15 protein-coding genes are annotated in these 11,890 nt (G+C 61.8%); 11 read left to right on the top strand and 4 right to left on the bottom strand.

All coding sequences use genetic code 11. The annotated features are described in order from the left end of the window. Positions 1 to 20 precede the first annotated feature (20 nt). From P3T20_RS15550 to P3T20_RS15540, 3 genes are all read right to left on the bottom strand, one after another. On the bottom strand, positions 21 to 197 hold the full coding sequence (locus tag P3T20_RS15550; protein WP_429287251.1) for a DUF1427 family protein: 177 nt from the start codon (positions 195 to 197) through the stop codon (positions 21 to 23). A gap of 76 nt (positions 198 to 273) precedes the next feature. After that, entirely contained in the window at positions 274 to 1,236 is a 963-nt protein-coding gene (locus P3T20_RS15545) for a quinone oxidoreductase family protein (RefSeq protein WP_429287250.1), read from the bottom strand. A gap of 193 nt (positions 1,237 to 1,429) precedes the next feature. Further along, positions 1,430 to 2,248: an AraC family transcriptional regulator gene (locus P3T20_RS15540; RefSeq protein WP_429287249.1), complete on the bottom strand. Its 819-nt coding sequence runs from the start codon at positions 2,246 to 2,248 to the stop codon at positions 1,430 to 1,432. A 213-nt stretch (positions 2,249 to 2,461) separates the two neighbouring features. Between P3T20_RS15540 and P3T20_RS15535 the strand changes: the two genes are divergently transcribed. The 9 genes from P3T20_RS15535 to P3T20_RS15495 all read left to right on the top strand — a co-directional run bounded on the left by P3T20_RS15535 (position 2,462) and on the right by P3T20_RS15495 (position 8,272). Next, a complete protein-coding gene (locus P3T20_RS15535) occupies positions 2,462 to 2,704 on the top strand; it encodes a type II toxin-antitoxin system Phd/YefM family antitoxin (RefSeq protein WP_074267148.1) in 243 nt (80 codons plus the stop codon). Then, positions 2,691 to 2,981: a type II toxin-antitoxin system RelE family toxin gene (locus tag P3T20_RS15530; RefSeq protein ID WP_074267149.1), complete on the top strand. Its 291-nt coding sequence runs from the start codon at positions 2,691 to 2,693 to the stop codon at positions 2,979 to 2,981. The genes P3T20_RS15535 and P3T20_RS15530 overlap by 14 nt, the downstream gene beginning before the upstream one ends. 119 nt (positions 2,982 to 3,100) lie before the next feature. Further along, the gene (locus tag P3T20_RS15525) at positions 3,101 to 3,391 is read left to right on the top strand and encodes a YXWGXW repeat-containing protein (RefSeq protein WP_429287248.1); all 291 of its coding nucleotides are present in this window, start codon (positions 3,101 to 3,103) and stop codon (positions 3,389 to 3,391) included. 433 nt (positions 3,392 to 3,824) lie between these two features. Further along, positions 3,825 to 4,385: an RNA polymerase sigma factor gene (locus P3T20_RS15520; protein ID WP_429287247.1), complete on the top strand. Its 561-nt coding sequence runs from the start codon at positions 3,825 to 3,827 to the stop codon at positions 4,383 to 4,385. Beyond that, positions 4,382 to 4,804 carry a hypothetical protein gene (locus tag P3T20_RS15515; protein WP_429287246.1) on the top strand — a complete coding sequence of 141 codons (423 nt, stop codon included), beginning with the start codon at positions 4,382 to 4,384 and terminating at the stop codon, positions 4,802 to 4,804. The genes P3T20_RS15520 and P3T20_RS15515 overlap by 4 nt, the downstream gene beginning before the upstream one ends. Next, positions 4,801 to 5,298: a periplasmic heavy metal sensor gene (locus P3T20_RS15510; protein WP_429287245.1), complete on the top strand. Its 498-nt coding sequence runs from the start codon at positions 4,801 to 4,803 to the stop codon at positions 5,296 to 5,298. Before P3T20_RS15515 ends, P3T20_RS15510 begins: the two co-directional genes overlap by 4 nt. Before the next feature lie 104 nt (positions 5,299 to 5,402). After that, positions 5,403 to 6,845 carry a DUF1800 domain-containing protein gene (locus tag P3T20_RS15505; protein WP_429287244.1) on the top strand — a complete coding sequence of 481 codons (1,443 nt, stop codon included), beginning with the start codon at positions 5,403 to 5,405 and terminating at the stop codon, positions 6,843 to 6,845. A gap of 5 nt (positions 6,846 to 6,850) precedes the next feature. Next, the gene (locus P3T20_RS15500) at positions 6,851 to 7,999 is read left to right on the top strand and encodes a DUF1501 domain-containing protein (RefSeq protein ID WP_429287243.1); all 1,149 of its coding nucleotides are present in this window, start codon (positions 6,851 to 6,853) and stop codon (positions 7,997 to 7,999) included. Positions 8,000 to 8,053: 54 nt separating this feature from the next. Continuing rightward, the gene (locus P3T20_RS15495) at positions 8,054 to 8,272 is read left to right on the top strand and encodes a YXWGXW repeat-containing protein (protein WP_074267155.1); all 219 of its coding nucleotides are present in this window, start codon (positions 8,054 to 8,056) and stop codon (positions 8,270 to 8,272) included. Here the strand turns inward: P3T20_RS15495 and P3T20_RS15490 are convergent, their stop codons facing one another. After that, on the bottom strand, positions 8,273 to 8,797 hold the full coding sequence (locus P3T20_RS15490; RefSeq protein WP_074267156.1) for a DinB family protein: 525 nt from the start codon (positions 8,795 to 8,797) through the stop codon (positions 8,273 to 8,275). A gap of 310 nt (positions 8,798 to 9,107) precedes the next feature. Here P3T20_RS15490 and hpnJ point away from each other — a divergent pair, with 310 nt between their 5' ends. Further along, positions 9,108 to 10,550: a hopanoid biosynthesis associated radical SAM protein HpnJ gene (gene hpnJ, locus P3T20_RS15485; protein WP_429287449.1), complete on the top strand. Its 1,443-nt coding sequence runs from the start codon at positions 9,108 to 9,110 to the stop codon at positions 10,548 to 10,550. 43 nt (positions 10,551 to 10,593) lie between these two features. Beyond that, entirely contained in the window at positions 10,594 to 11,835 is a 1,242-nt protein-coding gene (hpnI, locus tag P3T20_RS15480) for a bacteriohopanetetrol glucosamine biosynthesis glycosyltransferase HpnI (RefSeq protein ID WP_429287242.1), read from the top strand. Positions 11,836 to 11,890: the final 55 nt, after the last annotated feature.

Raw genomic sequence — 11,890 nt, 5'->3', positions numbered from 1 at the left:
CGGCCAGGGCTGCTGCAGCCCTAGTTCACGCTGAAACCGAGCAGCGAGCGCAGCAGCGGAATCAGATGCTCGCCGCCGAGCATGCCCAGCAGTCCGACCAGCGCGATGGTGGGCGGCGCCGGAGATTTCACGTTGACGACGCTGTAGAACAGGCCGACCACAAGGCCCACTACGAGGGAAACGAAATACGCTTTCATGATGGATCACCCATTAGCCAATTAGCCATTAACCATGGCGGGCGGCGGGTATCCGGACCCACCGCCCGAATCGGATTCACATCGTGATGACGACGCGCCCACGGGTGCCCGCGGTGACCGCCTCGTACGCCTCGCGGGTATGCTCGAGTGTGAAGCGCTGCGCGATCGCCGACGGCTGGAACGCGCCGCTCTCGAAGCCTTCGACCAGCGCTGTCATCAGGCGGGCCGACTCGGCGACCCCTAGCTTGGCGCTGTCGACGCCGAGCAGTTGAGTCTCGTTATGGTAGAAGTCGATCATGTCGAACTCGACGCGGCGCTTGCCCGTCGCGCTGATCTCGACCACCCGGCCACGCCGCTTGACGAGGCTCAACGCGGTTTCGAACACCACGCCGCCGACCGCGTCGTAGACCACATCCACGCCACCGTTGGTCAGGGCCTTGACGCGCTCGGCCGCGTGCTCGTCGATTTGCACGAACTCGTCGATCAGACGACCCGCCGGCGAATCCGCCAGCGGCGCATGACGGTCGACACCAATTACGCGGCAACCGCGCGATTTGGCGATCTGCACCACTGCGCCGCCTACGCCGCCGCTGGCGCCGATCACAGCAATCGTCTCGCCGGCCTTCAGTTGTGCATATTCCACCGTGCCGAGCCATGCGACCACGAAATTTACGCCAATCGCGGCGGCCTGTTCGTGACTCAGCGTTTTTGGCTTGCGCGACAACGCGGCAAGCGGAATCTTGATGAACTCGGAATGCGTACCGTCACGCGTAAAACCGATGTCGCCGCCGGTGCCCCAGACGTCGGCGCCGATCCATTCCGCAGGACCGTCCACGACCACGCCGCTGAAGTCGCGGCCCGGCGTGCGCGGCAAAACGGTGTGCTCGAAGTGGCCGGAAACGTTCTTCACGTCGCTCGGATTCACCGAGGCGCTTTTGATTTGCACGACGGCGTTTTCGGCATCGGCTTTCGGTGTCGGGACCTCGACGTATTCCAGTACATCGGGGCTACCAAACGACTTGAACTGAATGGTTTTCATCGAAACTCTCCTGAGTGGATTGGGCCGCGTGGTGCAGCGTTGAAGCCATTCTAGGTGTCCGCGATGGCCTTGTTGAGACAAGGACTTTCGAGTTTCGGACAGGGCTGAAACTGCTGGTTGGGCTCTGCCCGAACCGGTCACTACGCAATTCCGCGACGGCTCCCACCTGCTTCTGCTGCGTACGCTTCGCTGTTTAGCCGCCGGCGGGCGCGCGCGATTCCTCGCGCCCCGTGCTGAGCGTTTCCTGTGGATCGAATTCGGTGGGTGGGGCGCCGAGTTCACGGCGGAACATATCGCTGAAGCTGCTAGGCAGATAACCGAGCGAGCGCGCGATACTGCTGACCGAGCGGCCTTCGGCCAGCCCGGAGACGGCCACGGCTAGTTGCACCTGACGCCGCCATTCGGAAAAGCCGATGCCGAGTTCGCGCGTGAAGAGCCGCGCGAGCGTCCGCACGCTGGCGCCGACCGAGGCGGCGTGCTGTTCGAAGCTGACCGCAATCGAGGGATTGTCGATCACCGCGCGGCACAGCGCGTCGAGCCGGCGATCCGACGCGTCAGGGAGCGGAATGCGCAGCGAAGAGCGGGGCGCGTGCCCCAGTTCCAGCATGGCGAGCTTGTAGGCCGTTTCCATATACGCGTTGTCGCGTGCGTGGTTGTGTTCGTATTCGGCGATGGTTGTGATCAGCTCGCGCAGCAAACCGTTGATTTCGAAGACGTCGCACTGTTTGCTGAGGTGCTGGACGTTGCGCTTGTGCAGATAGATATTGCGCATCTCGACCTCGCTCATCATATGGATCGAGTGCACGGTGCCGGCGGGTAGCCAGACAGCGCGTTGCGGTGGCACCACCAGCGCCTCGCGGCCGACTTCGACCCACATCACCCCGGCCACCGCGTACAGCACCTGTGCCCAGGTGTGCGAGTGGGGCTCGATGTGCAGCCCGCGCGGGTAACGCCGGGCGAGCGAGTGAGCGTCGTCGTCTTCGGGAAGTTCAGGAGGGCGGGCTTGGGACACGGCGTCGTCAGGTCGGAATGGCTTTGTGGGATCAGGCGCATAAGCATAACGCCGCGAGCGGTTTGGTGCGTGTAGAAGGGGGCAGACGGGGTCGGCGCCGAAGATTGGATGCACATAGAGCGGTTGACGAGACCAAATAAAAGACCTATTATTCATGCTTGCATGAGGTCTTTTAATCCACACGATTTGGCCTATAGCGCTTGAGGAATCACCATGGAAAGCATTCTTGCCCGCGCCTCAATCGGTATCAGCGAGCTCAAGGTCAACCCGACCGCAGCAATTGAGCAAGCAGACGGTCCGATCGCGGTGCTGAACCGTAACAAACCGGTCGCGTATCTGATCCCGGCTCAAGAGTGGGAAGCGATCTGCAACAGACTTGAAGATATCGAGCTGGCAGAAATCGTCAGGGCGCGAAGCGGCGAAAAAGCTGTGAGCGTGCGACTTGAAGACCTATGATCTGCAGTTTTTAGAAGTCGCTCTTAAAGAGTGGAAGAAGCTGGACAGCACGGTGCGTGAGCAGTTCAAGCGCAAACTGGCTGAGAGGTTGGCAAATCCACGTGTCGAATCGGCGCGTCTTGGTACGCTTCCTGATTGCTACAAGATCAAATTGACCGCCTCGGGATATCGACTGGTGTATCGCGTCGTCGATAGCAAAGTCACTGTGATCGTAGTGGCAGTAGGAAAGCGGGAGCGTAGCGCCGTCTATTCTTCGGCCATGGCTCGACTGAAGTAAAAGCCCGCTTCGGCGGGCTTTTTCACAAAAGCGCGTCAACCCGCGACGGATTTCCCCCGCAGCCGCGTTTAAGACAAAACGGAGCCAATCCGCTTTCCTTAAACCTACGGGAGCCTTACATGAAATCCAAAACCCTCACACGCCTGCTGGTCGCCGCCACGGTGTCGCTGTCGGCCTCCGCCGCCTTCGCGCAAGCGATCGTCGTCGCCCCGCCAGCACCGCGCGTCGAAGTCGTGCCCGCACCGCGCGATGGCTATGTCTGGGATCACGGACACTGGCGCTGGGACCACGGCCGATACGTGTGGATAGCAGGTCACTGGCAGCCGGTCCGGGTCGGTTATCACTGGGTGCCGGGCCATTGGGCGCAGCGTGGCCCGAACTGGCTGTGGGTGGAAGGTCACTGGGCGTAAGCCGCCAGGGCTAGCCTTCTGATCCCTGTTGCCGGACGCCGCGGGGCGCGCTTGCAAGCGCTGCTCGCTCCGCGGCCTCGGCGCTCTACCCAAACCAGCAGAGTTTTATGAAAACGCTTTTGATTCTGGCACTGGCGGCGGCAACGCTGACCGGTTGCATCGTAGTGCCGGCGCGGCCGGCGTATTACCATCCTGCCGTCGTCGTATATTGAGGACTCGGTCGTCGCGATTGACGAGCTTCAGGACCGGGTCACCCAGTCCTGAACCAGATGCGACAGAAGGTTGATAACAAGCCTGAAACAGGCGCAAAGCGCCCCCTCTCGGAGCAACGGCAAGTGAGAAACGCTCGTGTCGCGACACGATATGTCCGGGTGCAACGGCAACCGCGGCTCACGCCGCCGCGCATGCCGTGGATATCACGGGACCGCGCGCCTTGAGCGAACGCGATCCCGACGCGGACCTCGTCGCACGGGTCGGCAAGCAGGATCCGGCAGCGGTGCGCACGCTCGTGTCGCGCAAGCTGCCGCGTTTGCTCGCGCTCGCGACGCGCATGTTGGGAGACCGTATGGAAGCGGAAGACGTAGCACAAGAGGCCTTTGTGCGGATCTGGAAGCAGGCGCCGCACTGGAAAGAGGGCGAGGCCCGGTTCGACACGTGGATTCATCGCGTGGCGCTGAACCTCTGTTACGACCGCTTGCGAGGGCGGCGCGAAGACCCCGTCGCCGATCTGCCGGACGAAGCCGATCCCCAACCCATGCCTGACATGCAACTTGAAGCCCGTGTGCGCGACGAACGTGTGCGCACGGCGCTTGCCGCGCTGCCGGTAAGGCAGCGCGAAGCCCTGGTGCTCAACTACTACCAGGAGCTATCGAATATCGAAGCTGCCGCCTTGATGGGTATTACCGTCGATGCCCTCGAAAGTTTGCTCGCGCGTGCGCGTCGCAATCTGCGCGCACAACTGGCCGACAGTGGCTTTAGCAAGGATCTGCCATGACACCTGAGAGATTTCGTACCATCGTCGACGCTTACGGCGCCGATCCGCGCCGCTGGCCGGATGAGGAGCGCGCGGCGGCCGAAAGCTGGGCCGATCTTCACCGGATCGAGGCCGATGCCGTGCTGGCCGAATCGGCCAACCTTGATGCATGGCTCGCAGACCATACGGTCGCGCCGCCGGAGCGCGCATTGGTCGAACGCGTAGTTGCGGCGGCGCCCAACCGGCGCCCGGCGAAGCATCGCGTGCGGCTCTGGTGGCAGGGCGCCGCGTTTGCCGGTATCGGGCTCGCAGGTGGGCTGGCGGGTGCCTTTGCGGTGTCGTTTTTTGTCATGACTGGCCAGCCGCCGCAGACGCATGATTCGCCGTCCTACCTGGCTTCGAGCTTCGACGGTTCAGGTGCCGACTGGAGCGGCGAATGACTGATCGTACATGGAAGCTTTTGCTGGCTGGCTCGTTCGTGGTCAACGTCTTTCTGCTGGGCGGCATTGCGGGCGGTGCGTACGAATGGTTCACCACGCACGACAACGTCGCCAAGGCGCCGCAGCAACGTACGGCGCTGCGCTTCGCGACGGATGGGCTTTCGTCCGAGCGTCAGAAGCAGTTCCTCGATGGACTGAAGGAGGCGCGCCGTAACGCTAAGGACTACGCGCGCGAGGCCCGCGAAGGACGTCACGAAGTACTGGCGCTGCTGGCCGCGCCGCAATTCGACCGCACCGCGCTCGACGCCGCGTTACAGCGCACGCGCGCAGCCGATATCGCGCAACGTACCGAAGTCGAAAGCAGCGTGGCCGACTTTGCGACAACGCTCACGCCCGACGAGCGCGTGAAGTTTGCCGAAGGCCTGAAGCAGGCGGGCAACTGGCGTGAACCGCCGCCTCCGCCACCAAAGGAAAAGCGGCCGGCGAATCAATGAGCGAGACGATCTTCGTCTCGCCCGAATAAAAACTTCCGCCAGTAGCGACGGAAACCGCGACGCCGAACGTTTAAAGAAGGTACGCAACGTTCGAAGGAGCGCGCATGATTCCGTCACCCAACGACAAAGCCGCGGCAATTGCGCTGAACCGCTTCGGTCTCGGCGCTCGCCCGGAAGACACGCCGCCCGCCGATCCGAAGCGATGGCTGCTTTCGCAATTCGATCAATATCAGCCTCTGCCCGCGGCGTGGGCGGGCCAGCCGGGGGCGGTCGCGCTCGCGACCCAGTTGGGCGAGCAACGCATGCAGAATGCGAACGTCAACGCGAATGCCGGTCCCGCTTCCGATGCGACCGTCAATCCTGCAGACAAGCAAGCCGCAAAGCAGGCCGCGAACAAGGCGATGCGCGCTGAAATCCGCGATGTTTACCGTACGGCGGTGAATGTGCGCGTCAATAGCGCGCTGACGAGTTCCACACCGTTCATCGACCGGCTCGTCCATTTCTGGGCGAATCATTTCGCGGTGTCCACTGAAAAGCCGCAAGTCGCGGCGCTGGCTGGCGCGTTCGAAATGGAAGCAATCCGCCCGCACGTGCTGGGCCGCTTCGACGACATGCTGGTAGCGGTAGAGCAGCATCCTGCGATGCAGATCTTTCTCGATCAGACGCGCTCGGTCGGTCCCGACAGCATGGCGGCGATGCGTGCGGAGCAACGCAATCCCGACAACAAGCGCGGTCTCAATGAGAACCTCGCACGCGAAATCATGGAACTGCATACGTTGGGCGTGCGCAGCGGCTACACGCAAGCCGACGTGACGGAGTTTGCCCGCGCACTGACCGGCTGGAGTGTAGCCGGCGTGAGGGGGCCGCAGCCAAATGGCGCCGCGCCCGGCAGTTTTGTGTTTCACGAGCAATTGCATGAGCCCGGCTCGCGGACCATCCTGGGGCGCCGTTACGATCAGCAGGGCGAGGATCAGGCGCTGGCGGTCCTGCATGACTTCGCAGCGTCGCCCGCTACCGCGCAACATATCGCGAGCAAGCTGGCACGTCATTTTGTTTCGGACAACCCACCACCCGCGGTTACCGAACGGCTCGCCAATGCGTTCGAGCGCAGCGGTGGCGACCTGCCCACGGTCTATCGCGCGTTGATCGATTCGCCGGAGGCCTGGTCTCCGGTGGCGGTGAAATTCAAAACGCCGTGGGAATGGACCATATCTTCGATGCGCGGCCTCGGCTGGCAAGACGTCGGCAACCTGCAGGGCGCGCCGCTTCTCACGCAACTCGGCGAGCCGGTCTGGCGACCAGGGTCGCCCGCCGGCTACGACGATATCGCCGCGAGCTGGGCCGCGCCCGATGCGCTGGTGCGCCGCGTCGAAGTCGCCCAACGCTTCGCTGCGCGTGTTGGCGACCAGCTCGACCCTCGCACTCTCGGCCAGACCTTGCTGGTCGGCTCCATCAGTGCGCCGACTGCGACTGCAGTGTCACGCGCTGAGAGCGCTTCGACGGCGATAGCGCTGTTGCTCGTGTCGCCCGATTTTCAACGGAGATGAACGCCATGATGTCCCGTCGCCAGTTTCTCAACTTCGCCGCAGCCGGTGCCGGCGCGATTCTCGTCTCGCCGCACATGGCCTTCGCCAGGGTCGAAACGGACCGCCGCTTCGTCTTCGTGATCCAGCGCGGTGCCGCCGATGGCCTGAACATCGTGGTGCCGTACGCCGAGCCTTCGTATGCGAGCTTGCGTGGCGCGCTCGCCGTCGATCCGGCCACGGCGACCAAACTCGATGGCACGTTCGCGCTGCATCCTTCGCTCGCCGAAACCGCGAAGATGTACGCATCGGGCCAGGCGCTGTTCGTGCATGCCGTGGCCTCGCCGTATCGCGATCGCTCGCATTTCGACGGTCAGAACGTGCTGGAGACGGGCGGCACTTCGGCGTACCAGGTGAAGGACGGTTGGCTCAACCGTCTGGTTGCGATGATGCCCGCTACGCATGAAAACGCCATCGCGTTTGCGCCGACTGTGCCGATGGCACTGCGCGGCAAGGCCGACGTGACATCGTACGCACCCTCGGGTTTACCGCAGGCGCCCGACGATCTGCTCATGCGGGTATCGGACCTTTACAACCAGGACGCGCAACTCAGGCCGTTATGGGAATCCGCCATGACGGCGCGCGGCCTCGCTGGCGACGCCGGAGCGCGCCAGGACCCCGCCAGCCTTGGCAAACTCGCCGCGAGTTTTCTGTCACGCGACGACGGCCCACGCATTGCGATGATCGAAACGGGCGGCTGGGACACGCACAGCGCGCAGAACCCGCGTCTCGCGAATCAGCTGAAGGCGCTCGACACGATGCTCGCTTCCTTGCGCGACGGTCTCGGCCCGCTGTGGGGCAAGACGACGGTGCTGGTGGCTACTGAGTTTGGCCGCACCGCTGCCGCCAACGGCACGGGGGGCACGGACCATGGACAAGGATCGGTCGCGATGGTGATGGGTGGCGCCGTGAACGGTGGACGGGTGATCGCCGACTGGCCGGGACTGAAGCCCAACGAGCTGTATCAGGGACGCGATCTCAGACCCACGACCGGACTGGACGCGGTGATCGCGGATGCCGCGAGCGAAAGTCTCGGCCTCGATCCGCATCGAACCGCGGCGGCCCTTTTTACGCAAGCGGGCTCCACGCAGCCCATGACAGGCTTGATCCGTAGCTAGCACGACGTGTATGCCGCGGATGTGTAGTTGCAGTTCTAAAAACGGGAGAGTTATATGACAAAACGATCGACCTTCACTGCTGCCTTGCTTTCTTGCGTGTGCGCTTCATTACTTAGCGCATGTGTCGTTGAGCCGGCGCGGCCACCTGAACCTGCGCCGCTGGTCGAAGTGATGCCGGCCGCGCCCGCGCCCGGCTATCACTGGATGAAGGGTCATTACCGCTGGGAAGGCGACCACTGGGTATGGGTGCACGGGCACTGGGTCCCGAACTGATCAGCCAGGCTGTTGGAGAGCGCGCGCCGCGCGCTCTTCGCGTGCGTACACGGGCAGATCGGTAACAGGCGCCTTGACCGGAATCTGACAAAACATATCCGCAACAAATCCCCGGTGATATGTCGTGTGATTGACGACATGCAGCACCATCTCACTACGCGTCATGGCGCCTTCGCCGCCACCCACAAACTTGAAGTGCACCGTTTCCTCTGCGTCGTGCGGCGTGAAGGCGTCGCTGCGGGCGATATACCAGTTGTCAATTGCCTGCTGCATTTCGCGCAACTTCGCTAGCGGCATGGGTTCGCTGAAATTGCGGCTCGAGAAACCGTGCTCCCGCCCTTCGAGGTGGGCACGAAAGATTTCGCCGACGACATAGCAATGGCTCAATGTATGGACGATGTTGCCAAACACCGTTTCGCGACGCTTGAGTGCTTCGCCGTCCGGCAGCGCGGCGACTGCGTCGAAGATGCGCTGGTTGGCCCAGCGGTTGTAGCGGGTCAGCATACCGAGAGTGCTTTCGCTCATTTCACAAAATCTCCATGCAAGGCTCTCATAATCAAAGAAGGCACTTCTGCCTTTGAACCTGATATTACGTCCGCTTTCGTTTCTGTGTGTTGGCGCCGGTTCATTTACGTTTTGCATACGACTTGCCTGCAAATACGGCAGCGTATTTTAAAAAGATCGTTTGGGAGACGATACCTGGTTGATCGGAGTATTGCGGCGGGTTAAGGTCGAACGCGTCCAGAGACGCGTGTGACGGAATCCCCTTAAGTGCGGGACGAATTCCGCGCACGGCGTCAATAACTAATTGCCATTCCCTACGCTATCAAGCTCGATGGAGCTGGCCGGAGCATTCATGAAGACGCTGTTTTTGCAGGCCCCGTCGTATGACGGTTTCGATGGCGGCGCGGGGTCGCGCTATCAGGCGAAGCGTGAGATCCGTTCGTTCTGGTATCCGACGTGGCTCGCTCAGCCCGCGGCGCTGGTGCCGGATAGCCGCGTGCTCGACGCGCCGGCGGATGGTCTTTCGGTAGAGGCTTCGCTCGATATCGCGCAGCAGTATGACCTCGTCATCATTCACACGAGTACGCCGTCGTTCCCTACGGATGCGATGTTTGCGCAGGATCTGAAGAAGCGCAAACCGTCGATGATGATCGGCATGGTGGGCGCAAAGGTCGCCGTCGATCCGCACAACTCGCTGACCGCAAGCGAAGCGATCGATTTCGTCTGCCGTGAAGAATTCGATTTCACCTGCCAGGAAGTGGCGGCGGGCAAACCGCTCGCGCAGATCCAGGGCTTGAGCTATCGCGCTGCGGACGGTTCGATCGAGCACAACGAGGCGCGCGCGATCCTCGAGAACATGGATGAACTGCCTTTTGTAGCACCCGTCTACAAGCGCGACCTGAAAATCGAAAATTACTTCATCGGTTATCTGAAGCATCCATACGTGTCGATCTACACGGGCCGCGGCTGCCGCTCGAAATGCACGTTCTGCCTGTGGCCGCAGACGGTGGGCGGTCACCGCTACCGCACGCGCTCGGTAGAGAACGTACTGGAAGAAGTGAAGTGGATCCGCGACAACATGCCTGAAGTCAAGGAGATCATGTTCGACGACGACACCTTCACCGACTTCAAGCCGCGCGTCGAAGAGATCGCACGCGGGCTGGGCAAGCTCGGCGTGACATGGTCCTGCAACGCGAAAGCGAACGTGCCGTACGCGACGCTGAAGATCATGAAGGAAAACGGCCTGCGTCTGCTGCTGGTGGGCTATGAATCGGGCGACGACCAGATCCTGCTGAACATCAAGAAAGGCCTGCGTACGGATATCGCACGACGCTTCAGCGAAGACTGCCGCAAGCTCGACATCAAGATCCACGGCACCTTCATCCTGGGGCTGCCGGGCGAGACGCAGGAGACGATCGAAAAGACGATCGAGTACGCAAAGGAAATCAACCCGCACACGATCCAGGTGTCGCTCGCGGCACCCTATCCGGGCACGACACTCTACAACCAGGCCGTAGAAAACGGTTGGCTGCAGGAGAACAAGGTGATCAACCTGGTGAGCAAGGAAGGGGTGCAGCTCGCGGCGATCGGTTATCCGCATCTGTCGCGCGAAGAGATCTATCACCACGTCGAGAGCTTCTACAAGCGCTTCTATTTCCGGCCCTCGAAGATCTGGGAGATCGTGCGCGAGATGCTGCTGAGCTGGGACATGATGAAGCGGCGTCTGCGCGAAGGCGTGGAGTTTTTCCGCTTCCTGCGCGCTCACGAAGCATAACGGGCATGTGCCTCTTCCGTTGTTCCGCGCGGAGGGACCAGGCATGAAGCGCCTCGCCTGGCTTGTGTGTCCGATCGCCGTGCTGCTTGCAATCGGGCTTGTCGAATTCGAAGGGCCTGGGCGCGCAGTGCATCTGATGCTCTCCGCGCTGGCGCTGCTGTGTGGCATGGGTGCTGTGTTCGGTATTGTGTACACGCTGCTGGCCGGCGCGTTGATCCGACGTTTCTTTGCTCGTACTCCTTCGCAACCCACCAGCTTTCCGCCGGTCACCATCGTCAAGCCATTACATGGCGACGAGTGGACCTTGCTCAGCAACCTGTCGAGCTTCTGCCATCAGGACTATCCGGGTCAGCTGCAATTCCTGTTCGGCGTGCACGACTCGGAAGATCCTGCGCTGCAGACCGTAGAACAACTGCGTTTGCTGCATCCCGAAGCGCACATAACGGTTGTGGTCGATGCGCGCCTGTATGGGCCAAACCGCAAGATGAGCAACATCCTCAACATGCTGCCGGAGGCGCAGCATGATGTGTTGGTCTTTGCGGACAGCGACGTGAGCGTTGGCCCGAGTTATCTGCGCAATGTAATCGGCGAGTTGCAGAAACCTGGTGTGGGACTGGTCACCTGTGTCTATCGTGGTCAACCGGATCCGGGCTTTTGGCCGCGTCTTTCGGCGAAAGCCACCAATTACCAGTTCCTGCCTAGCGTCGTGACGGGCCTGGCGTTTGGAATGGCGCGGCCGTGCTTCGGACAGACCATAGCCATGCGGCGCGAGACGCTCGAGAAGATCGGTGGCTTCGCGCAGTTCGTGCATCATCTCGCGGAAGATCACGCGATAGGCGAAGCAGTGCGGATGATCGGCGAAAAGGTGGTGATTCCGCCATTCACTGTGTCGCATGCCTGTGTGGAAAGCAGTGCCGCCAAGCTGATTGCGCACGAACTGCGCTGGAGCCGAACAATTCGCATCATCGATCCGATTGGGCACCTCGGCTCGGCACTGATTCATCCGCTAGCGTTTGCCTGGCTGACCGTGGCGTTTTCTGGCGGTGCAGCATGGGCATGGCCGCTTGCTGCGGTGGCGCTGCTCGCGCGCCTTGCGCTTAAAGTCCAGTCCGATCACGCATTGCGGCAAGCGCATCGCGATCTGTGGCTACTACCGTTCTGGGATATCGTATCGTTTTTGATCTTCGTGGCGAGCTTCTTCTCGACACGGGTGATCTGGCGAGGCTTCAGTTTCAAGGTGGACGGCGATGGTTTGCTGTCGCCGGTTCAGGACGAGTCAAGGTAATGCGGATTTCTTTGAAAGGTTGCGTGGGTCTGGAGCTCGACGAGCCGCGCATAGC

The sequence above is a fragment of the Paraburkholderia sp. GAS206C genome, assembly GCF_050435645.1.
Taxonomy (GTDB): domain Bacteria; phylum Pseudomonadota; class Gammaproteobacteria; order Burkholderiales; family Burkholderiaceae; genus Paraburkholderia; species Paraburkholderia phenazinium_B.
Note: the sequence above shows the minus strand (reverse complement) of the source record. Positions and strands in the feature narration are given on the sequence as shown.